Annotated in this window: 28 protein-coding genes and 1 riboswitch; of the genes, 11 read left to right on the top strand and 17 right to left on the bottom strand. The window is 64.8% G+C overall.

Annotated elements, in window-relative coordinates; translation table 11 throughout:
- Positions 1-71: 71 nt before the first annotated feature.
- Both QA642_RS36225 and QA642_RS36220 read right to left on the bottom strand, forming a co-directional pair.
- Positions 72-1,517: an IS1182 family transposase gene (locus QA642_RS36225; protein ID WP_283079231.1), complete on the bottom strand. Its 1,446-nt coding sequence runs from the start codon at positions 1,515-1,517 to the stop codon at positions 72-74.
- 63 nt (positions 1,518-1,580) lie between these two features.
- The gene (locus QA642_RS36220) at positions 1,581-2,267 is read right to left on the bottom strand and encodes a L,D-transpeptidase (RefSeq protein WP_283081170.1); all 687 of its coding nucleotides are present in this window, start codon (positions 2,265-2,267) and stop codon (positions 1,581-1,583) included.
- 337 nt (positions 2,268-2,604) lie between these two features.
- Between QA642_RS36220 and QA642_RS36215 the strand changes: the two genes are divergently transcribed.
- Positions 2,605-3,582, top strand: a complete 978-nt coding sequence (locus tag QA642_RS36215) for a magnesium transporter CorA family protein (RefSeq protein ID WP_283081169.1) — start codon at positions 2,605-2,607, stop codon at positions 3,580-3,582.
- Between the two features lie 265 nt (positions 3,583-3,847).
- Positions 3,848-4,066, top strand: a complete 219-nt coding sequence (locus tag QA642_RS36210; protein WP_283081168.1) for a hypothetical protein — start codon at positions 3,848-3,850, stop codon at positions 4,064-4,066.
- A gap of 77 nt (positions 4,067-4,143) precedes the next feature.
- Here QA642_RS36210 and QA642_RS36205 read toward each other — a convergent pair whose 3' ends face one another.
- The 3 genes from QA642_RS36205 to pdxH are packed head-to-tail and all read right to left on the bottom strand — an operon-like array spanning position 4,144 to position 6,355.
- Positions 4,144-4,914 carry a class I SAM-dependent methyltransferase gene (locus tag QA642_RS36205; protein WP_283081167.1) on the bottom strand — a complete coding sequence of 257 codons (771 nt, stop codon included), beginning with the start codon at positions 4,912-4,914 and terminating at the stop codon, positions 4,144-4,146.
- A 21-nt stretch (positions 4,915-4,935) separates the two neighbouring features.
- A complete protein-coding gene (locus QA642_RS36200) occupies positions 4,936-5,688 on the bottom strand; it encodes an SDR family oxidoreductase (RefSeq protein ID WP_283087053.1) in 753 nt (250 codons plus the stop codon).
- Between the two features lie 25 nt (positions 5,689-5,713).
- Positions 5,714-6,355 (bottom strand): pyridoxamine 5'-phosphate oxidase, encoded by a 642-nt coding sequence (pdxH, locus tag QA642_RS36195; RefSeq protein ID WP_130370227.1) that lies wholly within the window; start codon positions 6,353-6,355, stop codon positions 5,714-5,716.
- Positions 6,356-6,468: 113 nt separating this feature from the next.
- Between pdxH and QA642_RS36190 the strand changes: the two genes are divergently transcribed.
- Together QA642_RS36190 and QA642_RS36185 are read left to right on the top strand one after the other, a co-directional pair.
- Complete coding sequence (locus tag QA642_RS36190; RefSeq protein ID WP_342733008.1) at positions 6,469-6,870, top strand: RT0821/Lpp0805 family surface protein; 402 nt, start codon at positions 6,469-6,471, stop codon at positions 6,868-6,870.
- 187 nt (positions 6,871-7,057) lie between these two features.
- Positions 7,058-8,026 (top strand): J domain-containing protein, encoded by a 969-nt coding sequence (locus QA642_RS36185; protein WP_283081165.1) that lies wholly within the window; start codon positions 7,058-7,060, stop codon positions 8,024-8,026.
- 380 nt (positions 8,027-8,406) lie between these two features.
- On the opposite strand, the gene QA642_RS36180 is transcribed toward QA642_RS36185, so the two are convergent.
- Both QA642_RS36180 and QA642_RS36175 read right to left on the bottom strand, forming a co-directional pair.
- Positions 8,407-9,180, bottom strand: a complete 774-nt coding sequence (locus tag QA642_RS36180) for an anti-sigma factor (protein ID WP_283081164.1) — start codon at positions 9,178-9,180, stop codon at positions 8,407-8,409.
- A 100-nt stretch (positions 9,181-9,280) separates the two neighbouring features.
- On the bottom strand, positions 9,281-9,769 hold the full coding sequence (locus QA642_RS36175) for a sigma-70 family RNA polymerase sigma factor (RefSeq protein ID WP_011085414.1): 489 nt from the start codon (positions 9,767-9,769) through the stop codon (positions 9,281-9,283).
- A gap of 171 nt (positions 9,770-9,940) precedes the next feature.
- On the opposite strand from QA642_RS36175, the gene fabI reads away from it, so the two are divergent.
- From fabI to QA642_RS36155, 4 genes are all read left to right on the top strand, one after another.
- Positions 9,941-10,756, top strand: a complete 816-nt coding sequence (gene fabI / locus QA642_RS36170; RefSeq protein WP_028180364.1) for an enoyl-ACP reductase FabI — start codon at positions 9,941-9,943, stop codon at positions 10,754-10,756.
- 12 nt (positions 10,757-10,768) lie between these two features.
- Positions 10,769-11,368 (top strand): histidine phosphatase family protein, encoded by a 600-nt coding sequence (locus QA642_RS36165; RefSeq protein WP_283081163.1) that lies wholly within the window; start codon positions 10,769-10,771, stop codon positions 11,366-11,368.
- Positions 11,369-11,574: 206 nt separating this feature from the next.
- Positions 11,575-12,663 (top strand): chorismate synthase, encoded by a 1,089-nt coding sequence (aroC, locus tag QA642_RS36160; RefSeq protein WP_283081162.1) that lies wholly within the window; start codon positions 11,575-11,577, stop codon positions 12,661-12,663.
- A 116-nt stretch (positions 12,664-12,779) separates the two neighbouring features.
- Entirely contained in the window at positions 12,780-13,970 is a 1,191-nt protein-coding gene (locus tag QA642_RS36155; protein ID WP_283081161.1) for an adenylate/guanylate cyclase domain-containing protein, read from the top strand.
- 74 nt (positions 13,971-14,044) lie between these two features.
- Here QA642_RS36155 and QA642_RS36150 read toward each other — a convergent pair whose 3' ends face one another.
- The 7 genes from QA642_RS36150 to QA642_RS36120 form a co-directional block, all read right to left on the bottom strand.
- A complete protein-coding gene (locus tag QA642_RS36150; RefSeq protein ID WP_244553876.1) occupies positions 14,045-15,349 on the bottom strand; it encodes an FAD-dependent oxidoreductase in 1,305 nt (434 codons plus the stop codon).
- Between the two features lie 35 nt (positions 15,350-15,384).
- Positions 15,385-16,395: an ABC transporter substrate-binding protein gene (locus tag QA642_RS36145; RefSeq protein ID WP_283081160.1), complete on the bottom strand. Its 1,011-nt coding sequence runs from the start codon at positions 16,393-16,395 to the stop codon at positions 15,385-15,387.
- Between the two features lie 124 nt (positions 16,396-16,519).
- Entirely contained in the window at positions 16,520-16,831 is a 312-nt protein-coding gene (clpS, locus tag QA642_RS36140; RefSeq protein WP_283081159.1) for an ATP-dependent Clp protease adapter ClpS, read from the bottom strand.
- Positions 16,832-16,875: 44 nt separating this feature from the next.
- Positions 16,876-17,217, bottom strand: a complete 342-nt coding sequence (locus tag QA642_RS36135; protein ID WP_027558303.1) for a DUF190 domain-containing protein — start codon at positions 17,215-17,217, stop codon at positions 16,876-16,878.
- Between the two features lie 2 nt (positions 17,218-17,219).
- Positions 17,220-17,648 (bottom strand): fluoride efflux transporter CrcB, encoded by a 429-nt coding sequence (crcB, locus tag QA642_RS36130; RefSeq protein WP_283081158.1) that lies wholly within the window; start codon positions 17,646-17,648, stop codon positions 17,220-17,222.
- Positions 17,649-17,654: 6 nt separating this feature from the next.
- Positions 17,655-18,044, bottom strand: coding sequence for a fluoride efflux transporter CrcB (gene crcB, locus QA642_RS36125; RefSeq protein ID WP_283081157.1), 390 nt, complete (start codon positions 18,042-18,044; stop codon positions 17,655-17,657).
- A complete protein-coding gene (locus QA642_RS36120) occupies positions 18,044-19,249 on the bottom strand; it encodes an MFS transporter (protein WP_283081156.1) in 1,206 nt (401 codons plus the stop codon). Before QA642_RS36120 ends, crcB (QA642_RS36125) begins: the two co-directional genes overlap by 1 nt.
- A 95-nt stretch (positions 19,250-19,344) precedes the next feature.
- A riboswitch (Fluoride riboswitch) is annotated at positions 19,345-19,432 on the bottom strand.
- 323 nt (positions 19,433-19,755) lie between these two features.
- On the opposite strand from QA642_RS36120, the gene QA642_RS36115 reads away from it, so the two are divergent.
- Both QA642_RS36115 and QA642_RS36110 read left to right on the top strand, forming a co-directional pair.
- The gene (locus QA642_RS36115) at positions 19,756-20,625 is read left to right on the top strand and encodes a DUF1194 domain-containing protein (RefSeq protein WP_283081155.1); all 870 of its coding nucleotides are present in this window, start codon (positions 19,756-19,758) and stop codon (positions 20,623-20,625) included.
- A 182-nt stretch (positions 20,626-20,807) separates the two neighbouring features.
- Positions 20,808-21,440: a hypothetical protein gene (locus QA642_RS36110; protein WP_283081154.1), complete on the top strand. Its 633-nt coding sequence runs from the start codon at positions 20,808-20,810 to the stop codon at positions 21,438-21,440.
- On the opposite strand, the gene QA642_RS36105 is transcribed toward QA642_RS36110, so the two are convergent.
- Positions 21,437-22,219, bottom strand: a complete 783-nt coding sequence (locus QA642_RS36105; RefSeq protein WP_283081153.1) for a nucleotidyltransferase domain-containing protein — start codon at positions 22,217-22,219, stop codon at positions 21,437-21,439. The genes QA642_RS36110 and QA642_RS36105 overlap by 4 nt on opposite strands.
- Positions 22,220-22,308: 89 nt before the next feature.
- Complete coding sequence (locus tag QA642_RS36100; protein WP_283081152.1) at positions 22,309-22,950, bottom strand: carboxymuconolactone decarboxylase; 642 nt, start codon at positions 22,948-22,950, stop codon at positions 22,309-22,311.
- Positions 22,951-23,084: 134 nt separating this feature from the next.
- On the opposite strand from QA642_RS36100, the gene QA642_RS36095 reads away from it, so the two are divergent.
- Positions 23,085-23,468 (top strand): VOC family protein, encoded by a 384-nt coding sequence (locus QA642_RS36095; protein ID WP_283081151.1) that lies wholly within the window; start codon positions 23,085-23,087, stop codon positions 23,466-23,468.
- Between the two features lie 28 nt (positions 23,469-23,496).
- Here the strand turns inward: QA642_RS36095 and QA642_RS36090 are convergent, their stop codons facing one another.
- Positions 23,497-24,555 (bottom strand): class I SAM-dependent methyltransferase, encoded by a 1,059-nt coding sequence (locus QA642_RS36090; protein ID WP_283081150.1) that lies wholly within the window; start codon positions 24,553-24,555, stop codon positions 23,497-23,499.
- Positions 24,556-24,626: the final 71 nt, after the last annotated feature.

The raw sequence follows: 24,626 nt of genomic DNA, 5'->3' as shown, positions 1-24,626 counted from the left end.
GGATCGTCCAATGACCGGCCAAAGTGGGTATCGCGACGGGGTATTGCGGTTTTGGACGCGCTTTCCGGCCTTCAGGCGGCGCGGATGGCTGCAATCAGGCGCGGTTTGCCGACGATGTTCATCACCCGTGTGAGGTTATAGGCGAGAACATGCAGCGCCATCTCAGCGGCGACATTCCGTAGGCGCTTCATCAGGAAGTGGGTCGCACCCATACGGGCTTTGATCGTGCCGAAGGGATGCTCGACTGTCTCACGTCGCGTCCGCATGGCGTCAGGATTGGAATCGAGCCGTCGCTGGACCTCCTCGACCACATGCTCATGCTCCCAGCGCGTGATCCGGCGCTCCTTGGACGGCGTACATTGGCTCTTGATCGCGCAGCCTTGGCATGCCGCCGTCGACCAGTAACGGCGCAGCGTCATTCCATGCTCGATGTTGGTGAAGTGATAGGGCAGCAGCTGGCCCGATGGGCAGCGGTAGACATCCTCATCAGGCAGGTAGGCGAAGTCCTGTTTGCCGAACCGGCCCTCCGCCTTGGCGTTCGACGTCATGGGCTTGGGCAAGGTGACTGCAACGCCAGCCTCTTCGCAGGCCAATATCTCCTCTCCGTCGAAGTAGCCACGATCGGCGACCGCATCGAGTTTGTCCACTGCGAGCACTTCTTTGGCCTGCTTCGACATCCGAGCAAGCTGCCCACGGTCGTTGCCGACGTTTATGACCTCGTGCGTCACAATCAGATGGTGTTCGGTGTCCACCGCGACCTGGACGTTGTAGCCGACGACACCCGATCCGCGTCCGCTGGTGGCCATCGAACGGGCATCCGGATCGGTCAGCGATATCTGTTGATCCGGCGTGTTGCGCATCTGCGCATCAAGCACTTCCAGGCGGCTCATCTCCTGCTTCAGCCGAGCGATCTTTTCCTTGATCCTCGTCGTCTTGATGCTGATCGCTTCCGATGGCTCCTGCCGATCGGCGCTATCGAGTTGACGCAGATATCGACCGACGCTTTCCTCGATCTGCGCCATCCGCCTTGCCATCTTGGCATGCGTGAAGTTGCGGTCGCGGTTGTTCACCGCCTTGAACTTGCTGCCGTCGATTGCGACGCTTGCGGTCTGCAACAGGCCCATTTGCCGGCATAGTGCAACGAACTTCGCGCAAACCTTCCGGATCGCCGCGCCGTTATCCTTCCGGAAATCGGCGATCGTCTTGTGATCGGGAGCCAGGCGCCCAATCAGCCACATTACCTCGACATTGCGGCACGTCTCACGTTCCAGGCGGCGACTGGATTGCAGCCGATTGAGATAACCGTAGATGTAAAGCTTCAGAAGGACTGCCGGATGATAGGAGGGCCGGCCCGTCTCCTTGGCGATCACACGCTCAAACCCCATTCCATGCAGGTCGAGCGCCTCGACGAACACATCGATCACGTGGACCGCGTTGTCCTCGCCTACCCAATCCTCCAGACATTCCGGCAAGAGCGTCAGCTGGGATCTGTCCGCGCCTTCAACGAAGCGTCCCATCCGTATCCCCCATCAGGAAACGGAAGAATCCTAGCCGACTCGTGACTTTTCACACAGCCAGGATCAGTAGCTGCCGGCCTGACCGGTCTGGCTGCTGCCGAGCGCGAGGCGCGAGTTGTACGGCGAGTCGCCGTGCTTCGGCTCGAGCACCACGACGATGGTGCCGACCTTGACGCGGTTGTAGAGGTCGATCGCGTCCTCGTTGGTCAGGCGGATGCAGCCCGACGAGATCGAGGCGCCGATATATTCCGGCTGGTTGGTGCCGTGGATGCGGAACAGCGTGTCCTTGCCGCCCGAGTAGAGATACATCGCGCGGGAGCCCATCGGATTGTCCGGACCCGGAGCGACATAGGTCGGAACGCCCAGGCGCGAAATCTCACCCGGGGTCGGATGCCAGGCCGGCCACTCGGTCATGCTGCCGACCTTGGCGATGCCCGACCAGGCCATGGCCTCTTCGCCGACGGTGATGCCGTAGCGGATCGCCTTGCCGCCATCCATGACCCAGTAGAGATAATGGTTGTCGGAATCGACCACGATCGAGCCCGGCGATTCCTTGCGGTGGTAATCGACGATGGCGCGGCGGAACGGCTCGGCGACGGGGGTGTTCTCGTACCGGACCTTGGCGAGAAGTTCCTTGTCCTTCGGCTTGAAGGCCTTGGTATCGGTCGCCTCAAAATGTGTGGCCTGCATGCAGCCCGACAGCATCAGGCCCGCGGCCAAAATACCCAACGTAACTTTCAGCGACGACATGATTTGGTTCCAATCGACAACAACAAGCTTTCCCGGGGCTTGAGCCAAGCTCAAACCACGACTCCGTTGGGCCCATTATGGTTGAAATCTGCCACAATTCCAGCGTTTCGGACCTTTTCCCGCGCTGCAAGACCCAAGCTGTGGCTTTTTTGCCGCAATTTTTGCGGTCTTGGGTTGGTTTTTGGGCGAGGAATGCCGAACTGTCGATTCCGTGCCACGGTTGGGTCACGGCGCCGCCACAAATGCAAACGCTCCATTAATGTGCTTGTCATCATGAACTTGTCAGAATCGCGCTAAGGGCTGCCATTCTGTCGCAGGCCCCTGCTGGAGTTGGTGCATGTTTTCTGTTTTCGTTCCCTCCGAGGGCACCCTCAAAAGGGCCGTGGTCGAGGATCTGGCGGCCGTGCCGGAGAATGCGGTGTGGGTCGACCTGGTCAGCCCGACCGCGGCCGAGGACAAGGCCGTGGAGCGGCTCCTGGGCATCGCCATCCCGACCCGGGAAGACATGCAGGAGATCGAGATCTCCAGCCGTCTCTATATAGAGAACAGCGCGCGCTACATGACGGCGACGCTGATGTGCCACTCCGATACCGACATGCCCCGGACCACGGCGGTGACCTTCATCCTCGGCGATCACCGCCTGGTGACGGTGCGTTACGACCTGCCGAAGCCCTTCGCCCTGGTCGAGGCCAAGCTCGCCCGCTCCTGTACCCCTTCCATCACCGGCGAGATGGTGCTGATGGAGCTGCTGGACGCCGTGATCGACCGCTGCGCCGACATCCTTGAGCGCTGCGGTTCCGACATCGACCAGGTCTCGCACGACATCTTCGAGCCGGAGAGCGAGCGCCACGGCCACGCCAAGCAATATTCCCAGATCCTGATCTCGATCGGCCGCAAGGGCGACCTGACCTCGAAGGTTCGCGAGAGCCTGGTCTCGATCGGCCGCGTCGTTACCTTCCTCTCTGCGGTGGTTGAGGGCGTGAAATGGTCCAAGGACATGCGCGAGCAGCTCAAGACCATGCAGCGCGACGTGGCGTCACTGACCGACCACGCCTCCTATCTCTCCAACAAGATCACCTTCGTGCTCGACGCCATGCTCGGCGTCGTCAATCTCGAGCAGAACAACATCATCAAGCTGTTTTCGGTCATGGCCGTTGTCCTGATGCCGCCGACGCTGATCGCCTCGATCTACGGCATGAACTTCAAGGTGATGCCGGAGCTCGAATGGGTCCATGGCTATCCGATGGCGCTGGTGATGATGCTGATCGCCGCGATTGTTCCGTACTGGATCTTCAAGTTGAAGAAGTGGCTGTAAAGCCGGAACTCGCTTGCGCTGAGATCATGCTGGAAACGTCAGCCTGACGTTCGTAGCGATACAGGATCGTCAGGCAAAGATACCTACCGATACCTTACGCCGTTCGCCGAGAGACGGTGTATCGTGTCGCAGAATAGAGCGGGATTGCGGCTGCGCGGTGATGTCTGCGCGCCGCCCCAATTCCTCCGGTAAAATTTGAGCGGTGGGCTGAACGTTTGCGCGAAACTTGTCTGCGATAAGCAGTGCGTAGCCGCGAGGAACAGCCATGGTTGAAAAACACATAACGTCGCCCCGCAACGTCATCGATCTGGCGAACTATCGTCAGGCCGTGGCGAGCGGCAAGGCGTCGTCGATGTCGGCACGCATGTGCCGGCACTGTGGTGCTCCGCTGCTCGACGGCGAGAACGACGACGACTGCTCGACTGCGTTCAGCACGGCGGCTCCGCGGCCGCGCGAGAGGTCACGTCGGATTCGACTCGATTGAGGAACGGAAGGCAAGGGCGATCCAGGTCTTGCGGCGGCGTTGTCTGGATCGCCTGCTTCCGTCTTTCGGCAAATCACCTAGCGCTTCACAATTTCTGCCGTCGAGACAAGACTCTCGGCGATCACGCCGTCGCGGCTGAACGATGCCAGGAATTGTCCGATATCGCGTAGCATCGCTTCGACATTGTCGCCCAAGGCGTCCGGCGAGGACGACGAGTAGGTGAGGGTGCGGTGTGTCAGGTCCTCCACGCTCACGTTGTGGCTGGTCTCGACCGCGACGAGCTCGGCCGGCCGAAACGCACTGCCGCGAAAGAACGCAGGCAGGTCGCGATGGGTCCGCGAGCCACGGCCGGCCTCTTCCCAGAGCTTGGCCGGCGACCAGCGGCGGCGGATCTCGTTGTAACCGTCGAGCCATGGGTTGCGGCCGTCGGCGGCCGGGAACGAGGCGCAGATCGCAATCGCACCGTCGGGCGCGACCAGCCGGTCGAGCCGCGCAAGCGTTGCCTCGCGATCCATCCAGTGCAGCGCGCGGCCGATCGTCACGACGTCGAAGCTGGCGATGTCGTCAGCAAGCGTCTCGGCCTTGCCCTCGATCAGCGCAACCGTGTGACCCGCGCTCGCAGCCGCGCGGCGCGCCGCATCGAGCATGGCAGGCTCGGGGTCGACGCCGACGAGCCGGCCGACATAGGGCGCAAAGCCGAGCGCCAGGAGGCCGGGTCCGGTGCCGAGGTCGATCAGGCTGCTCTGCTCGGTGACGCCGAGCTTGTGCGCGACGGCGCGAAAGAACTCGCGCGGGTAGGGCGGCCGCAAATGCTCGTAGAGCGAGGCCGTGCTCGCGAACCGGCCCATCCTTCACCTTACATCTTCGGCCTAGACGTGCTGGCCGCCGTTGATGTGGATCTCGGCGCCGTTGACGTAGGACGAGGTGTCCGTGCACAGCACGTAGATGATCTTGGCGACCTCGTCGGGCGTGCCGAGACGGTGCATCGGGATCTGCTGGTCGACGATCTTCTCGGTGCCCGGCGACAGGATCGAGGTGTCGATCTCGCCCGGCGCGATGGCGTTGACGCGCACGCCGACGCGGCCGAAATCGGAGGCCATCTCGCGCGTCAGCGCGGCGAGCGCGGCCTTCGAGGTGGCGTAGGCGGCGCCCGCGAAGGGATGCACGCGCGAGCCCGCGATCGAGGTGACGTTCACCACCGAGCCCTTGGCCGCCTTCAACTCCGCGATCAGCCCGCGCGCCATCATGATCGGCGCGAAGAAATTGACGTGGAAGACGTGGGTCCAGGTGTCGAGATCGGTGTCGACCGAGCCGAGCCGTCCGCCGCCGGGGCCCTTCGGCGAGATCGCGGCGTTGTTGACCAGCGCGTGCAGCGTGCCGCCCTCGAGACGGTTTCGGATCTCGGTGATGGCGCGCGCTGTGTCTTCAGGGTTGCCGAGGTCGACCTGGATGTGATCCTCGGGGCCGGCGTCCCACGGGCAGTCCTCGGGGAAGGGATGCCGCGAGCAGGTGATGACGCGCCAGCCCGCCGACGAGAAGCGGATCACGGTGGCGTGGCCGATGCCGCGGCTCGCTCCGGTCAGGAGCAGCGTGCGGCGCGGCGCGTTCGACGAATGCGGCATGGACATCTTTCAGGTCGGCCCGAGCTCAGGGGTACATCCGCGTCTTGGACCACGGCTGGCCGGCCGCGTCACGGCGAAATTCGATGCGGTCGTGCAGGCGGAATGGGCGGTCGTGCCAGAACTCGATGCGCACCGGCGTGATGCGCCAGCCGCTCCAGCCTGGCGGCCGGGGGACTTCGCCGATGACGTATCGGGCCGCGACTTTCGCGATCGCCTGCTCGAAGGCGAAGCGGCTCTCCAGCGCCTCGGACTGCTTGCTGGCCCAGGCGCCGATCTGCGCCTGCTTCGGCCGTGTCGCGAAATAGGCGTCGGCTTCGGCGTCGGTCACCGGCGTCACGTTGCCGCGGATGCGGACCTGGCGGCGCAGCGACTTCCAGTGAAAAAGTAAAGCGGCCTTAGGATTTGCGGCGAGTTCGCGGCCCTTCTGGCTTGCGATGTGGCTGTAGAAGACAAAACCCTCGGTGTCGAAGCCCTTCATCAGCACCATGCGCACATCAGGCAGCCCGTCGGGATCGACGGTTGCGAGCGCCATCGCGTTCGGATCGTTCGGCTCGCTCTTGATCGCCTCGTTGAGCCAAGCCTCGAACAGCGCAAAGGGCTCGTCGGCGGCGGTGAAATCACCGGATGTTAAGGGTGTCTGGTGTTTCATCGAGGTCGTGTCGGTCATGTCCGGAGTCCGAGTTGCGTCCCGCGGCCCAAAACGCGCTGTTGTCCGCTCCCACCCTATATAGGGCATGGGGACGCGTTGGCCTATCGGCGATCCGTCCGTCGGGCCTTGTCTTGACGATCATTCTGATCGGGCTCGGCGCGGGCGGCTGCAGCTTTTCCCGCAATGACAAGACTGCCTATGCCAAGGCCGACGATAGCGACCTCACCGGTTCGATCGCGCGGAAGGATGCCCCGCCGACCGAGACCGATCTCGCTTTCGCGCGCAACGCCGCCTCCGATGTCCTCAGCAAGGGCGACAAGGATTCGAGCCAGCACTGGGAGAACCCGGAGACCGGGGCGCGCGGCTCGGTGACGCCGATCGCGCAGTCCTATGCCGCCGAGGGCGGCCGCAAGTGCCGCGATTTCCTGGCGAGCTACGTCAACGGCAGCACCGAAAGCTGGCTCCAGGGCGCCGGCTGCCAAAGCAGCCATGGCCGTTGGGAGATTCATACGCTAAAGCCATGGCGGAGCTGAGCAGGATCCTGACCCGGAAGGACGGTTCGCAAAGAGTGTGAACCGGTTTTCCGATAAGATCGTGCTCGAATCGAAGCGGTCCGCTTCACCCGACTAGTTGCAAAAATGCCACTCCGCCCCCACATGGATCACAGCTGGGGTGGGGAGCCCTTTGAACAAATTCGAATTCTTGAAGGAGACGTGACGGATGCGCGACCCCTATGAGGTCTTGGGGGTGCCGCGGGGCGCCAATGCTGCCGCGATCAAGAGCGCCTATCGCAAGCTTGCCAAGAAGCACCATCCCGACAGCAACAAAGGCGATCCCAAGGCCGCCGAGCGCTTCGCCGAGATCAACTCGGCCAACGAGATCCTCGGCGACGAGGACAAGCGCAAGCAGTTCGACCGTGGCGAGATCGACGCCGACGGCAAGCCGCGCTTCCAGGGCTTTCCCGGCGGCGGCGGTCCGCGCGGCCGCGCCGGCCCCGGCGGCTTTGAAAGCTACACGTTCCGCAGCGGTGGTGGTGCGGGTGGCGGTCCGGGCGGCGGCGCGTTCGAGGACATTCTCAACAGCATGTTCGGCGGCGGGGTGCGGGGCGCGCGGCCCGGCGCAGGCGGCGGTGCCCAGTTCGAGTTCGACACCGGCGGGATCGGGCTCGATCTCGACGTCAATGTCGCCATGTCCGTCTCGCTGGAAGAGGCGGTCAAGGGCGGCGAGAAGCGGGTCCGGCTGCCGAATGGCAAGGAGCTCAACGTCAAGATTCCGGCCGGCGTCACCGAGGGCCAGCAGATCCGGCTCCGTGGGCAGGGCGAGAGCGCGCAGGGCCATCCGCCCGGCGACCTCCTGCTCACCATCAACATCGCGCCGCATCCCTACTTCAAGGTCGAGGGCGCGGACCTGCGGATCGATCTGCCGGTCACGCTCTATGAGGCGGTGCTCGGCGGCAAGGTCCGCGTGCCCACCCTCGGCAATGCCGTTGAGCTGTCGGTCCCGAAAAACACCTCCAGCGGCCGGACCTTCCGCCTCAAGGGCAAAGGCCTGCCGAAGGCCGGCGGAACCGGCGACCTCTTTGTCACCATCAGGATTATGCTACCAGACGGGAACGACGCCGAGCTTGAAGCATTGATGGAGAAGTGGCGGGACCAACATCCGTACAATCCGCGTAGCGGGCTCGGCTAAGGCATGATTCGGAAAAGTGCGTAGCGGTTTTCCGAAAAAATCATGCCCAAGAACTAGGGCGCTGTCCGAGACCGCGTCGACGATCGGAGCATTCTCTTCCCCACAAGGATGATGCTCAACACACGCCTGAAGCGCGGGCCGCGCTTCGACGCTGACGTCTAAGACGTGTCGGCTGTCCGGCGGGGCAGCCGATAAAAAGGTGCGGCCTCGAGAGGGGGACCAGCGCGGTACCAAAAACCCCAATCGAGGCCGCCCGCGTCGATCGGCGGATCGAACGCCACTCATAATCGCGTGATCACCCGGTGCGATAATGAGACGCACACATGTCTTGATTCGAAATTTTCGATGACGGAATCTAGGCACCGCGCTCGTGCAGTTGTTCAGCCGCCGTTTTTCTCTGCCTGGTCGTAAACGGCTTGCGCCACCTTGTTCAGCCTGTCGCGGTCGCCGCCGACGCCGCTGACGACGTAGCCGACGCCGCGCTCGGCCCAGAACAGCGCCCCGTCCTTGTCCGTCCTGGCGTAGCGCATCTGCGTTGCACCATTTTCGGTCTTGGCGCTGTAGATCGTGTAGCGTTCGCCCGAGGCGCCCTCATACATCAGGAACGAGGCCGGCCCGTTCGGCCCCGGCAGGAGCCGGCCGCCGACGAGCTTCAGCCCGCTCGCCTCCAGGTTCGGCGCGAACACCGTCCAGCCGCAGCGCCTGGTCAGCCAGGCCTGGAGGTGGTCGCGCTCGTTGCCCCCGACCTCGACCGGATGCCGGACCTCGACGACATAGAGGCGGTGGGCGTCGAGCGCGTCCGCGGTGAGGCTTTGGAAGGTCGAGGGGGCGTTGGCGGCGCCGTGCGCGAGCCAGCCGGCGGAGCCGCCGGCGACGAAAGCCACCAGCACAGCCGCTGCGGCGCCATAGAGCCATTGCCGGGGGCGGCGCTCCAGGCGCTCGAGCTCCAGCCGCGCCGGCACCGACTCCAGGGCGACGGCGTCGTAGCGGGCGTGCAGCATCTCGGCCATGGCGCGCCAGGATTGCACGCGCTCGGCATCTTCAGGGTGGGCGGCGAGCCAGGCCTCGACATCGGCGCGGCGCTCGGCCGGCAGTTCGCCGTCGACATAGGCGTGCAGTTCGTCCTCGGTCACTGGGATATTGCGGTCGTTCATATCGTTCGTCTCTGGCTCTGCGGCCCAAAATGTTCTTCGTGACTCAACTTTGCTCGCCTCATCGGCAGGCGGGACAAAACGCGATGCATCAACTCTGCCATCATTTCACCCGCCTGAGCGCCGGGCGCTCGCCCTCCAGTGAGGCTTTGACGTGGGCGCGGGCACGTGCGAGGCGCGACATCACGGTGCCGATCGGCACGCCCTGGATGTCGGCGACTTCGCGGTAGCTCATGCCTTCCAGCATCACCAGCAGCAGCACCGAGCGTTGCTCCTCGACCAGCGTCGCCAGCGCCTTCTCGATGTCGCGCCCTTCGGCTTCGGTCCCGCTGGCATCCGGGTTGTTCTCCGTCAGTTGCATGAATTGCGGCCGCCTTGCCAGCGAGCGCCGCCGGTTCTTGTTGAGGTTGGTCAGGATCGTGTAGAGCCAGCTCCTGACGTCGCCTCCGAGGAACAGGCGCTCCGAACGCAGCGCCCGCACCAAGGTGTCCTGCACAAGATCGTCGGCCGCATCCGCATCGCGCGTCAACGCGCGGGCGTAGCGGCGCAGCGCCGGAATCATGGCCTCCACACTCTGGCGAAACGCACTCATTGCCGTCTTGACGTCCCTCACATCAGGCGCGAACGCCTCGATCATCATAACACCCGAATGGAACGGCTATTCCGGCGCTCGAAACAGCGTTAACGCCGCGTATTAGGGCTGTACCGCAGGGGAGGGCTGGTGTACCTCCAAACCTCAACCCGCTCGATGGGACGTGAAGAAATGGCGCAGAATTCAGGTCTGATGCAAGGCAAGCGCGGAGTGATCCTCGGCGTCGCCAACAACCGCTCGATCGCCTGGGGCATTGCCAAGGCATGCCACGCCGCCGGCGCCGAGCTCGCCTTCACCTATCAGGGCGATGCGCTGAAGAAGCGCGTCGAGCCGCTCGCCGCCGAGATCGGCGGCCTCGTGCTCGGCCATTGCGATGTCACCGACGCTGCGACCATCGACGCGGCGTTCGCGGTGCTGAAGGAGAAGTGGGGCAAGATCGACTTCCTGGTGCACGCGATCGCCTATGGCGAGCAGCTCGACGGCCGCTATGTCGACACCACGCAGGAGAATTTTTCGAAGTCGATGCTGATCTCCTGCTATTCGTTCACGGCGGTGGCGCAGCGCGCCGAGAAGCTGATGACGGACGGCGGCTCGCTGATCACGCTCTCTTATTACGGCGCCGAGAAGTGGATGCCGCATTACAACGTGATGGGCGTCGCCAAGGCGGCGCTGGAAGCCAGCGTGCGCTATCTCGCTGCCGATCTCGGCGAGAAGAACATCCGCGTCAACGCGATCTCGGCAGGGCCGATCAAGACGCTCGCCGCGTCCGGCATCGGCGACTTCCGCTATATCCTGAAATGGAACGAGTACAACGCGCCGATGCGGCGCAACGTGTCGACCGAGGACGTCGGCGGCAGCGCGCTGTATTTCCTCTCCGATCTCTCGCGCGGCGTCACCGGCGAGGTGCATCACGTCGATTCCGGCTATCACGTGCTCGGCATGAAGCGGCCGGACGCGCCGGACATTTCGCTCGGTGGCAAGGACTGATTTTCAGCTGGAATGCCCGTGCCTACGATCTACTACCTTCGCCACGGCGAGACCGAGTGGAATGCGCTCGGCAGGCTTCAGGGCACCAAGGACGTTCCGCTGAACGCGCGCGGCCGCGCTCAGGCCGTGCAGGCCGGCAGCGTGCTGGCCGATCTGTTCAGGCGTGACGGCCGTGACAAGGCCGCGCTGCCCTATGTATCCAGCCCGCTCGGCCGCGCGCGCCAGACCATGGAGCTCGCGCGCGGCAAGCTCGAATTGCCGCCTGCCGACTATGCGCTCGATGACCGTCTGCGCGAGATCGGCTACGGCAGCTGGGAGGGGCTGACGCTGGCCGAGAGCGAGGCGAAGGATCCAGACATCTATGCGAGGCGCCTTGCCGACAAATGGACCGTCGGCCCCGCGGGCGGGGAGACCTATGCCGACGTGCAGGTCCGCGTTCGCGCCTGGTACGACGAGCTCCGGACCGACACTGTCGCGGTCGCCCATGGCGGCACCTGCCGGGCCCTGATGGTGGCCTTGGGGCTCGAGACCCCCGCCAGCGCCGCTGAGCTCTATATCGAGCAGGGCGCCGTCTACGTGTTCCGCGACGGCCGGCTGGAAAAGTTTAGTTAAGCCCGGCTCGCCGCCCCGCCCCCCGCCGTCATGCCCGGGCTTGTCCCGGGCATCCACGTGTTTTCTTGCTTGCCGTGACCAAGAACGTGGATGGCCGGGACAAGCCCGGCCATGACGAGCTTGGCGACCATTTGACCCCCCATCCAGATCGCGTTACGTCACGTTCAGCAAAAGCGTTGTCATCCAACGTTAGGCAGCAGTTCGGTATGTCCTTCAACACCTTCGGCCACATGTTCCGCGTCACCACCTTTGGCGAGAGCCATGGGGTGGCGATCGGCTGCGTGGTCGACGGCTGCCCGCCGATGATCCCGCTGACCGAAGCCGATATCCAAAAGGATCTTGACCGCCGCCGGCCCGGCCAGTCGCGCTTCACCACCCAGCGCCAGGAGCCGGACCAGGTCAAAATCCTGTCCGGCGTAATGGCGCATCCGGAGACCGGCGTGCAGGTGACGACCGGCACGCCGATCGGCCTGCTGATCGAGAACACCGACCAGCGCTCGAAGGACTATTCGGAGATCAAGGACAAGTTTCGCCCGGGTCATGCCGACTTCACCTATGAGGCCAAGTACGGCCTGCGCGACTATCGCGGCGGCGGCCGCTCCTCGGCGCGCGAGACCGCGATGCGGGTCGCTGCCGGCGCCATCGCGCGAAAAGTGCTGCCCGACGTGAAGGTGCGCGGCGCGCTGGTGCAGATCGGCCCGCACAAGATCGACCGCGCGAAATGGGACTGGGACGAGATCGCCAAAAATCCGTTCTTCTGTCCGGACAAGGACAAGGCCGCCTTCTTCGAGACCTATCTCGACGGCATCCGCAAGAGCGGCTCCTCGATCGGCGCGGTGCTGGAGATCGTCGCCGAGGGCGTGCCGGCGGGCTTAGGTGCGCCGATCTACGCAAAACTCGATTCCGATCTCGCGGGCGCGATGATGACCATCAACGCCGTGAAGGGCGTCGAGATCGGCGCCGGCTTTGGCGCCGCCGAGCTCACTGGCGAGGAGAATGCCGACGAGATGCGCACCGGCAATGACGGCACGCGCTTCCTCTCCAATCATGCCGGCGGCATTCTGGGCGGCATCTCGACGGGACAGCCGGTGGTGGTGCGTTTTGCGGTGAAGCCGACCTCGTCGATCCTGCAGCCGCGCCTCACCGTCGACCGCAAGGGCGCCGACACCGAGATTTTTACGAAGGGCCGCCACGATCCCTGCGTCGGCATCCGCGCCGTCCCCGTCGGCGAGGCCATGATGGCCTGCGTGCTGGCCGACCACTTTTTGCGCGATCGCGGGCAGGTGGGGCGCTAGTTCTTCACCTCTCCCCGCCGGCGAGAGGTGAAGGCACGGTGCTTGGAACTCTCATCTCGCGGTACCAGCCCACCGCGCAGCTTGACGTCAGCACAACTTCGTCCGCAAATGCGCGCATGGAAACCTCCGAGCTCCAGCGCATCACCAACTGGCTGATCGACGGCGCGCGGTCGTCCAGGACCCCGGCCGAGATGATCGCCGACGTCTGCGAACATCTGGTCGAGGCCGGGCTGCCATTGTGGCGGTTCGGCGTCTTCATCCGCACGCTGCATCCGGAGATCTTCGGCCGCAACTTCATCTGGCGGCAGGGCGAGGAGGTCGAGATCGGCACCGTCGATTTCGAGATCCTGGAGACGCCCGAATTCGCCAAGAGCCCGCTCCGGATCGTGTTCGAGCAGGGCCTGCAGGTCCGCGGACGGATGGACGATCCGGACAGCAAGCGGTTTCCGTTTCTCGACGACATGCGGGCCGAAGGGGCGACCGACTATATCGCGGTGCCGCTACCGTTCCTCGACGGCTCGGTGCATGCGACGAGCTGGGTGACACGACATCCCGGCGGCTTCAGCGACGACCACGTCGCGGCCATCCGCTCCATCGTGACGCCGCTTGCGCGCGTCGCCGAGATCATCAGCCTGCGCCGCACCGCCGAGATGCTGCTCGACACCTATGTCGGCAACCGCGCCGGCGCGCGAATCCTCGGCGGCCAGATCCGCCGCGGCCACAACGACACCATGCAGGCCGCGATCTGGCTGTCCGATCTGCGCGGCTTCACCGCGCTGTCGGACCGGTTGCCGGCCGAGACCGTGGTCGAGATCCTCAACCAGTATTTCGACTGCCAGGTCACCGCAATCCGCGGCCATGGCGGCGAGGTGCTGAAATTCATGGGCGACGGCCTGCTCGCGGTATTCCCGATCGACGAATATGTCGGCGATGCCCAGCATGTCTGCGGCCGCGTGCTGGAGGCCGCGCGCGAATCCCGCGCCAGCGTCGAGGCGCTCGCCTTTCCGGTCGGCGGCGTCGTCGAGCGCTTCCGCTTCGGCGTCGCGCTTCACGTCGGCAACATCCTCTACGGCAATATCGGCGGCGGCAACCGCCTCGACTTCACCTGCATCGGCCCCGCCGTCAATCTCGCCGCGCGGCTGGAGAAGATCGCCGGCCGGCTCGGCCGCACCGTCGTCGCCTCGGAAGGCTTTGCCAATGTCTGCCGCCACGACTGGCGCGCGCTCGGCGATTTTCCGATCGCGGGATTTTCGAAAGCCCAGCGCGTCTACGGGCTTGGCGAGGAGACGCCGGTGGTGATGGCGTGAGCGCGTTCAGGCCGACGATCGCGCGGATCGGCTGAGCAGAGCACTGCGGCCGCCGCTCTCGGCTGCCGCGCGCCTCAGTCCGTCCGCTCCAGATTGTCGCGCACGCGCCACTTCAGTGCGTCGATGTCGATCTGATGCACGCTGCCGCTGCCGGCGAGGTCGAGCGCGTGCGCTGCGGCGGCGCCCATCGCCATGCAGGGTCCCATCACCCGAACGCTGGAGAGTGCGGCCTTGTCGGCATCGATGCAGCGGCCGGCCGCGACGATGTTGTCGGCCTCCTGCGGCGCCAGGCTGCCGAACGGCACATAGTGGACGTGGTCCTTGTCGAAGACGTGCCAGTGATGGCCGGAGCCGTGGTCGTGCAGTTCGATCGGCCACGCCGTACGGCCGATCGCGTCTTCGAATTTGGTGCCGGCGCGGACGTCATCGACCGACAATTGCTGGCGGCCGACGATCCAGCGCGTCTGGCGGATCCCCGGAAAGCCATAGGCGCGGATGCGCGCTTTGCCGAAGCAGGCGGGGAATTCGTTCCTGAGGAAAGCGAAGGCGCGGTCGGCCTGGTCCTTGCCCTCGATGCCCTTGCGGCTCGCCTCCAGTGGCTCCAGCGGCGTTTCGACATGGGTCATGTTCATGGCGGCAACGCCGCGCCCGGGAATGACGAAGGACAGGCCCTCGCGCCGCAACAGGCCGTAGTCGCCGGCCTTCTCTCGCATGCGCGCCGGCAATTCCTCTCGGCTCGGCACCTTGCTCTCGTCGATATTCTCCACGATCAGCATTTGCGTGCCGTAGATCGGGCCGTCGTCCGGCTCGCGGCAGGCAAAACCCGCCTGCCACACCAGCGCGGCGTCGCCGGAGGCGTCGACGAAGCCGTTTGCCTCGACCTCGACGTCGCCGTAGCGGGTGGAGAGATCGATCCCGGTCACGCGCCGGCCGGCGACGCGGACGTTGCGCATGACGGCGCCGACGATCACGGTGACGCCGGCCGCAAGCATCGCCTTCTCGACCCAGCGTCCGAGTGCGACCTCGTCGTAATAGACGACGGTGGTGTGCGGCCCACGGCGGTAGAACAGCGCGTTCTCCTGCGCACCGAGGTCGCCCAGCAGATCGTCGGCGATACCGTGGGTGAACTGGTAGCCGTCGCTGCCGTTCGAGAACAGGCCGCAGAAGGTGCCGATGATGGAGTTGACCGCCTGGCCGCCGAGCGCTGGCAGGCTATCGACCAGCACCACCTTGCGTCCGGCGCGCGCGCCCTCGATTGCCGCCGACATGCCGGCTGCACCCGAACCGACCACGCAGATGTCGGCGACGACGCGCGACGGCTTCTGGTTTGCGGCACGCCGGACAATTTTGGTGCCCGCGGTGACTTCGCTCGTGCTCATGGCTCGCTCCGTGTTCTTGTTGTCGTTGTCGTCAGTCATCTCGGCGTCGTCGGCCGGTCCGGGACGAAGGATTTGTCGATGATCTTCTCGGCATCGATGTCGGGTTCGATCATCTTCTGGCGCTTGAACCAGGCGATCTGACGGGCGATGTCGGCGCTGTCGAGCGCGGGATCGACGACCGAGAGCCCGATGCGGAGCTGCTCGACCTTCTGCTCTGTGTATTTGGAGATGATCGCAAGCATCGCGTCGCCTTCCTCGCTGCGGACGAACTTGCCGTCCGCATCGCGTTTCAACAGCACGCGCGCATAGTCGTCGGCGCCGCGGCGATAGGCGGCCAGCACCTTCTCGACCAGCTTGCGGTTCTTCTCGATCGTCGCGTTCGAAGCCACGACGCAGCCGAGCATCCAGGGCGTCTCGTCGCCGACGAAGCCGAGAATGATCGCGTCGCCAGAGGCGACCACCGGGCTGATCGTGGTCGTGGCGGTAAGCGCCGCGTCGAGCTGGCCGCCCTTGATGGCAGCGGCGACATTCGGCAACGATTGGAGCGGAACGACCCGGACGGAGGTCACGTCGAATTTCAGCTTGTCGGAGATCAGGCCGAGCGAATAATGGAAAGTCGAGCCGATTTGCGTGATGCCGACGGAATGGCCCGGCAAATCCTTCAGCGCCTTCAGGCCCGAATCATACGCGCGCTTGGAGGCGACGTAAGCGGTATTCTGGAAGCCGGGTGCCTCGCGCGCCGTGCCGGCAATCACCTTCAGTCCGCCCTTGCCCGCGAGGTTGTAGAAAGCGGCCGTGAAGCCGGTGAAACCGATGTCGATATCGCCGGAGACGCTGGCCACCGCGATCGGCACGGCAGCGTCGAAGAACTTTAGATCGGCCTCGATCCCTTCTTGCTCGAAATAGCCGCGCTCCTTGGCGAGGAACAACGGGGCGGCCGAGGAGAGTTTCAGCAGCCCGATGCGGACCCGTTCGGCCGCTTGCGCCATACTGCTAGCGAGGACGGTGATCGCCGTCAGCGTCAGAACCAGTCGGCCTCTTGTCACGAAGCTTCTTCTTGATATGCCCACTTCCGTCGTTTCCCGCCCTGCTTATTGACCGGCCTGCGCCGGTTTTGCGGCATTGTCGGCGATCTCTGGCGGGAATGCAAAGTCGGAAAGCGCGGATGGCCTATTCCTCCGGCTCCGTGGTGAACAGCAGCGGATAGCCCTTGGCGCGGCCGGCGTCGGTGGCGCGCGTCGCCTTGGTCTCGGCGACGTCCTTGGTGAACACGGCGACCACGCAGGCGCCGAGCTTGTGCGCGGTGATCATCACCTTGTAGGCCTGATCCTCGGTCATGCGGAATTCGGCCTTCAGGACCATGGTCACGAATTCGCGCGGCGTGTAGTCGTCGTTGATCAGGATGACCTTGTGCAGCCGCGGCCGCTCGACCTTGGTCTTGGTCTTGGTTTTGGTTTTCGGCGTCGTGACGGTGTCGTTCATTCCGCCTCCCCGGACAGGGCGGGCTCGGGTTCCTGCCGGAGCGATCAGCTCGCGGCCTTCGCACCATATTGCAGGACCTGCACCTTCTCCAAGGTGATCAGGCCGCTCGACATCATGCCATCCAGGATGGGCAGGAATGCGTTGATGTTGTCCTCGCTGTCGACGATCTCGATCAGGAGCGGCAGGTCCTCGGACAGCCGCAGGATTTTGGAAGTGTGCAGTCGGCTCGATTTGCCGAACCCCATGGGGCCACGCAGCACGGTCGCGCCGGCGAGGTGCCGCTCGCGCGCCGTCGTCACGATCGCTTCATAAAGCGGCTTGCCGTCATAATGGTCGCTCTCGCCGATGAAGATCCGGAGCGAAACCGCCTGATTGGGAATCTGCATAGTCAGCTCCTTTTCAGGCGATTATAGCGGCTCGCCAGCATATGGCCGAGCCAAACCGACACCAGCCAGCAGACGACCGACGCGGCGATATAGGCCAGCGCCGTATATTTCATGCCGCCGTGGAACAGGCGGAAGGTTTCCAGGCTGAAAGTGGAGAAGGTGGTGTAGCCGCCGCAGAACCCGGTCATCACGAATTGCCGGTGCTCGGGCCGCGCCAGCACGCGGCCGTCGGGGCCGGTCAGCGCCGCGTAGAAGCCGATGATCAGCGAGCCCGTGGCGTTGATGAACAGCGTCGCGATGGGGAAGCCGGGCCCGGTGTCGAGCGCGAGCCCGACCAGGTAGCGCGTCAGCCCGCCAATGATGCTGCCGGCGGCCACCCAGGCATAGAGCGTCGCGGTGCGCCAGCGCTCGGCGGAGGAGGGGGACTTCATCTGCCGTTAGCCTCCAAAACTGTCCGCGAGCAGGAAGCCGCAACTGACGGCGGCGAGGCAGAGCCCGACCGAGAACACGACATTGCCGAGCGCGTGCATCGGCTCGCCGTTGCGGGCGAGCGTCAGCGTTTGCAGGCTGAACGAGGACACCGTGGTGTAGCAGCCGAGGAAGCCGGTCACCGCGAATAGCCAGGGATTGGGCGCGGCGAACACCGAGCCGGGATGCGTTGCCAGCGCGCCGAAGATGCCGATCAGGAAGGCGCCGGTGACGTTGATGGTCATGGTGCCCCACGGAAACGTCTCGCCCATCCGCCGGGCGATCGCGCCGGAGACGAAATAGCGTGCGCAGCCGCCGAGCACGCTGCCGATCACGATCGCGATCACTCCGCTCAGCATCACTTGTCCTCCGCGACGAGGCCGTTGCCCACAGTGAGCAGCCCCACGAGCGCCACCAGCGCGAAGCCGAGCCCGGCGAGGAACGTGCCCGCAGGACCATAGGCATCCCACAGCGCGCCGGCGATCACGCTTGCGGCGAGCAAGGCAATCCCCGTGAACAGGTTGAAATAGCCGAAGGCGGTGCCGCGCAGGCTCGGAGGCGCAGCGTCGGCGACCTGGGCCGAGAGCAGGCCTTGCGTCAATCCCATGTGCAGCCCCCACAGCACGACGCCGAGCGCGAGGCCCCCAAGACTCGGCAGCAAGGCGAGCGCGAGGTCGGCGCCGGCAAGAAAGAGGAGGCCGAGCGCGAGCAGGGCGGTCCGGTTGATCCGGTCGGAGAGCACGCCGGCCGGATAGGCCGACAGCGCGTAGGTGATGTTCATCAGCACCAGCACCGCCGGCACCCACATCGCATTGAGCCCAATGTTCTGCGCGCGGAGGATCAGGAAGGCCTCGCTGAAGCGGGCCAGCGTGAAGACGACGCCGACCGCGACGACGCGCCAGTACACCGATCCGAGCTGCCGCATCGCCGTCAGATTCAGCGGATTGGTCGCGGGCTCCCGGCTCGGGTCCGGCTCCGGCTCGTGGACCGCGAGCGCGATCAGGGCGAAGGACAGGAAGGCCGGCAGCACGGCCATCCAGAACACGAGGGTGAAATTATCCGCCGTCCACCACATCAAGCCGATCGCCGCGAGCGGCCCGACGAAGGCGCCGATGGTGTCGAGCGACTGCCGCAGGCCGAAGCTCGCGCCGCGCAGGCCTGCAGGCGCTATGTCGGCGATCAGCGCATCCCGCGGTGCACCGCGAATGCCCTTGCCGACCCGGTCGATGAAGCGCGCTGCGACCAGCCATCCGACGCTGGGGGCGAGCGGGAAGAGCGGCTTCGTCATCGCGGCCAGCCCATAGCCGAGGGCGGCGAGCAGCTTGCGGCGGCCGAGCCAGTCGGACAGTGCGCCCGAAAAGATCTTGGTGATCGAGGCGGTCGCCTCCGCGACGCCCTCGATGAAGCCGACGGTGAGCGTGGAGGCGCCGAGCACGGTGACGAGATAGACCGGCAGCAGTGCGTGGATCATCTCGGAGGAGACGTCCATCAGCATCGAGACGAAGCCGAGCACCCAGATCCCCCTGGGCAACGCGCTGCGCGCAGCATTCGGTGTCGTCGTCACGCCTTCTCCTTCGTCGGGCTTCAGGCAACAAAAAACCCGCCATCGGCGGGTCTGTCCATGCTCCCGCCAAAGGCGGAGGCTCAATGATTGCCCCACCTCAAGCAGGAGTCATCAGCCCATTACGGTCCAGGTACAATCTGAGCCGCCGGGCGGTTGTCGGGGGACTCCATCCCCATCTGTGCGTCCAGCCTAGCATGGAAATCGCGCCGGACAAGTGGGCGGGGGAGTAGCTCCACTAACGCCGTCATTCCGGGCCTCGCGAAGCGAGAACTCTGGCGCGCCCTTGCGCGCCAGAGAATCTCGAGATTCCGGGTTCGGCTCTTCGAGCCGCCCCGGAATGACGGAGCCCGTGGTCGCACGCGTTCCGATGACGCAAGCGCGGCAACACCGCGGCGGCTTTGCGTAAAGCGCGAAATTCCTAACTCGAATGTGAAGCGGAAGCGATCTTCGCGCTTTGCGGCAAGGCGATTGCATGTCACCATCGCGTCATACGACGGGAGACTGCGATGCGCTTGCTGTTCTCGATCGGGGCTGTGCTGGTGGCCGGCATGTTGGCCGGAGGGGAGGTCGCGGGAATCGCGGCACCAGGACCCAAATTTGAGCCGTCCAGACATCAGCCGCAACGCCTTGCAGCCGACAAGGATGCGCAGACCGTCGACGTCGAGCTGATCCTCGCGGTCGACGTCTCCTACTCCATGGACATGGACGAACTCGCGGTGCAGCGCGAAGGTTATGCGCAGGCGATCCAGTCGAAGGAATTCCTCCAGGCGCTGAAGCTCGGTCCGAACGGCCGGATCGCGGTGACCTATTTCGAATGGGCGGCCTCCAGCGACCAGAAGGTCATCATCCCCTGGCGGCTGATCGACGGACCGGAGACTGCCGATCCGGTCGCGGCCGAAATCATGAAGACGCCGATCCGGCGCGCCTCGCGCACGTCGATCTCCGGCGCGATCAATTTCGCGATGCCGCTGTTCGAGGAGGATCCCTATCGCGGCCTGCGCCGCGTGATCGACATCTCGGGCGACGGGCCCAACAACAATGGCGGCCCCGTGACGGTGGCGCGCGACGCCGCGCTCGAGAAGGGCATCGTCATCAACGGCCTGCCGATCATGGTCAAGGAGCCGTCCTACTCGACCATGGATATCGACAATCTCGACTACTATTACGAAGACTGCGTCATCGGCGGTCCTGGCGCCTTCGTGATCTCGATCAAGGATCGCGAGAAGTTCAAGGAAGCGATCCGCACGAAACTCCTGATGGAGGTGGCGGGCCGCACGCCGGAGCGACCCGTGGTGCCCGTTGCCGACAAGGACAAGGAGCCGCGGGTCAATTGCATGATCGGCGAGAAGATCTGGTCGGACCGCTGGGGCCGCTGAGCCGCGCGACCTGTCGAATGGGACCGTTTGCCTCACTCGCGCAGCGGTTGAATTTAACGGCTCGTTAACCAGCGCGTGGTCCTAATCCAATTGTTTCCAGCTGTTTCAGGATCATGTCCTGATACTGTGTGCCGACATGCGAACGAAAGCGTCCTTGTCAGGATCGTCCGCCGAGCAATCCAATGGCCGTCATCTCGTCTAGCACCAACCAGATCTCGCCCGCCAACGAGCGGATGTATCACCAGAGCAACCTGGTCGGTGACTGGAAAGGGAATTGGGCGGGCAACAACCAGCAAGTCGGCTTCAAGGTTGTGAACATCCGGGGAGCCCGGGCCCAGATCGAGTATACCCATAATGGGCATACCGAGCGCGGTTTCGGCCAGGTCAATGGTGCGACCATCACCTACGGCAACGTCACTGTCGGCACCAAGGATGGCAAGAATCTCGCGCTGGTGTTCTCCGCCGGCGGCGGCCAGGCGACCGCCACTCTCGCAAAGCAGGCGCCTCCCGGCTCCGACAGCAACCTCATGGGAACCTGGGGCGGCTATTCGGCCGACAATGGCAAGAGCGCAAGCTTTCGCGTCCTTGCCATCAACGGCAAGGAAGCCACGGTCAGCGTCACCACCGACGGCATCACCCGCCAGGGCACCGGCTACGTCTACAAGAACGTGATCACGTTCGGCCAGTCGCAGATCGCGACCGACGACGGCAAGAACGGCAAGATCATCTACCAGGTCGGCACCAAGTCCTTCATGGTGCCGGTGACGAAGTACCCGCCGACGAACGGTTCGTCCTCGGTGGACAAGACGGCCTAGCCGCTACGGCTCGTTGTCGCGGACTGCGTCAGCGCTTTCAATTGCCGGTCGATTTCACGCAAGACATCGCAGGCGGACGCAAAGGCACCATCGCCGATCAATCGCCAGACCTCTTTCGTCTGCTCGTTCAGATGCGAAATCGTCAGCGGCAGGCGTGCGGCTTCCCCCAGTGCGCCTTTTTCGTTGATGAGATAGCGATCGTTCAACGCAAACAGAACCTGTGCGACGCAAGCCAGCGACTGGTAGGCGCATCCGGCGACATGGGTCCATTCGTCGCGCGCGATGGCCAGCTCTGCGTTCTCGATGGCGAACAGCACTTCCCACTGGAAGCGCCGGATCAGAGCGCACCGCAACGGCTGCGGGTAGGGCAGCGCGGCAGACTTCAGCCGGGCGATCAGGGCCTCTGGATCGTGCAGCGGCTGGCAACAGGCGATCTCGCCCATCCAGATCGCCGAGCAGAAGCCATGTGGATGGCCGGGCTGGTAATCCATGGTGACGACGCCTGCTTGGCAGGATGCCATCACGGCCTCGACCGCATCGATGTTGCGGTAGAGCAGATCGACCTTGTTTCCTTCGACCGACAGCCAGGCGCCGCCGACGATCCACGGTCCCCATTCTCCGATCGGCGTCACCGACGTAGTGGCCGGGTCGTCAGCGATCGTCTTCGCCGCCGCCAGGAGCCGTTCCGTGTCCAGCGGGCTCGCCGCCGTGAAGTAGAGCCCGATGTCGTAGTCCGACCCCGGATGTGCACTGCCCCGCGCACGCGAGCCGCCGAGCACGATGGCCGCGATGCCCGGCACTTCGGCGAGAGCGGATGTCAGGCGCGTGAGCAGGGGATCGTGCGGCATGGAGGGCAATTTTGCTGATGCTACTTCGCAGCCAGCGGCGGCAAGGGCGGGACGCTGTCGTTCGGCGCTTCCGCCTGCATCGTGATCAGCGTCATCGAGACCAGGTCGTAATAGCCGATCAGGCCGATGATATCCATGATGCCGCGCTCGCCGAATTTCTGCTGGGCGGCGCGATAGACCTCATCGGACACCTTCTTGTCGCGGTAGAGCGCCATCGCGAGATCATAGAGCGCGGCTTCATCATCCTTCATCGTCTGCGGCCGCACGCCGTTCGCGACGTCCTTGGCGACCTGCGGATCGAGGCCGGCTTTCATCGCCAGCGGATAATGCGCGAACCATTCGTACTGCGCCGTCCATTGCCGTGCCGTGATCAGGATCGCGAATTCGCTGAGGCGCGCCGGCAGCGACGAATTCCAGCGCAGATAGTCAGACATCGCCGAGAGCTTTGGCGCCAGCTCGGGGTTGCGGATATAGGCGCGATAGGGCGGGTTGGTGAACTTGGCGTTGCGCGGCGGCACCGCGATCGCATCGGCCCATTCCTTCTGCGGCGGCGTGAGTTCGTCCGGCTTGAGCGGTGTGAAGCGCGTCGGCTCGGCCGCGTGGCCCGCGCGGGAGATCGTCACGGCAAGCAGCACAACCAGCGCCAGGCCGGAATATTTCATGGTCATCCTCCCATGTTGGCGGACTCATGCCGCCTTGTTCGATCGCCAGCTTACGTTGCAGCCTGGCCCATGCAAGACCTCGGGCGCGCATGCTACACTGCGCGCTGGAGATTGCTTGCGATGGAGAGGGACCGATGACCGACGAACCCGTGATGATGGCGGGCTCAGCCACCGTTTTCGTCGTCTCCGACATCGCCGCGAGCCTTGCCTATTACCGCGACGTGCTCGGCTTCGAGGTCACCTTCGAATATGGCCAGCCTCCGTCCTATGCCTGCCTCTGCCGGGACGAGGTCGGCCTGCATCTGCTCGCGGCGGCCGCAACGAAACGGCTGCCCGGACATGGCGGTCTCTGCGTTTTCGTCCGCGACGTCGACGAGATTTATGCCGAAGTCTCGCGGCGCGGTGCCAGGCTGCTCAACCGGCCGGAGGACCGCGATTACGGCATGCGAGATTTCGACGTCGTCGATGCCGACGGCAACCAGATCACGTTCGGAATGGGCGTGGGCGACGCGGCCTGACATCGTCGGCCGCGGCGCTTGCGCGCGTTCAGATCCGTGCCTCCAGGATCAGGTTGAACGGGGTCTCGGCGGCGCGGCGGAAGCGCGACAGGCCGCCTTCGCCCGCGACCTTGCGCAGCCTCGCCTCGCCGGCTTGGGCGCCGAGCGCCAGGCCCACCTCCTGATCGAGCGAGGCCGGCGTGCAGATCATGGTCGACGCCGCGTAATAGACGCGCCCGACCGGGTTGAGGTTGTCCTCGAGGCGGTCGCCCGCGAACGGCTCGACCAGCATGCAGGTGCCGTCCTTGGCCATGCTTTCGCGCACGTGGCGGATGGCGCCGACCGGATCGCCCATGTCGTGCAGGCAATCGAAGAAGCAGACGAGATCGTAGCCCTCGGCCGGATAGGACTTGGCCGAGTGCACCGCGAAGCTGACGCGATCGCCGAGCTTTGCTTCGGCTGCAGCCTTTCGCGCCGCCTCGATCGAGCCCTCGTGATAGTCGAAGCCGTAGAAGCGCGAATTGGGGAAGGCCTCCGCCATCAGCCGCGTCGAGACGCCGTGACCGCAGCCGACGTCGGCGACCTTGGCACCGCGCTTGAGCTTGTCCACGACGCCGTCCAGCGCCGGCAGCCACTCCTGCACCAGATGATGCATGTAACCGGTGCGGAAGAAGCGGGCGGTGCCGCAGAACAGGCACTCGCTGCGCCGATTCCAGCCGACACCCTTGCCGGTCTTGAACGCGTCCGTGATCTTCGGCTCGTCGAGAAACGCTGCGGCAATGACGTTGCCGACGGCGCCGAGGAACACCGGGCTGTCCGGGTCGGCAAGCGCCATCGCCTGCTCTGGCAGCATCGAGAATTTTCCGGATGCTGAGTCAAATTCGACGTAGCCGGACGCCGCCTGGCTCGAGAGCCATTCGCGGACATAACGCTCAGTCGTTCCGGTGGCGCTCGCCAGCTCGGCGGAGTTCATCGGTCCCTTGGCGGCGAGGGTGCGGTAAAGGCCGAGCTTGTCGCCCAGCAGGACCAGCGATGCGTTCATCGCCGCCCCGACCTCGGTGATCATCTTGCCCATAAAGGCATTCAACCTGTCGGTATCGACGTCCATGATAGCCTCCATGCGATGGCGGACATTTCGAGGGTCCGCGCACATCCACTGTCGGGAGCGCGCTGCATGCC

The organism is Bradyrhizobium sp. CB2312 (assembly GCF_029714425.1).
In the GTDB taxonomy this organism is placed as follows: Bacteria; Pseudomonadota; Alphaproteobacteria; order Rhizobiales; family Xanthobacteraceae; genus Bradyrhizobium.
This window is presented reverse-complemented; position numbering and strand designations above follow the sequence as displayed.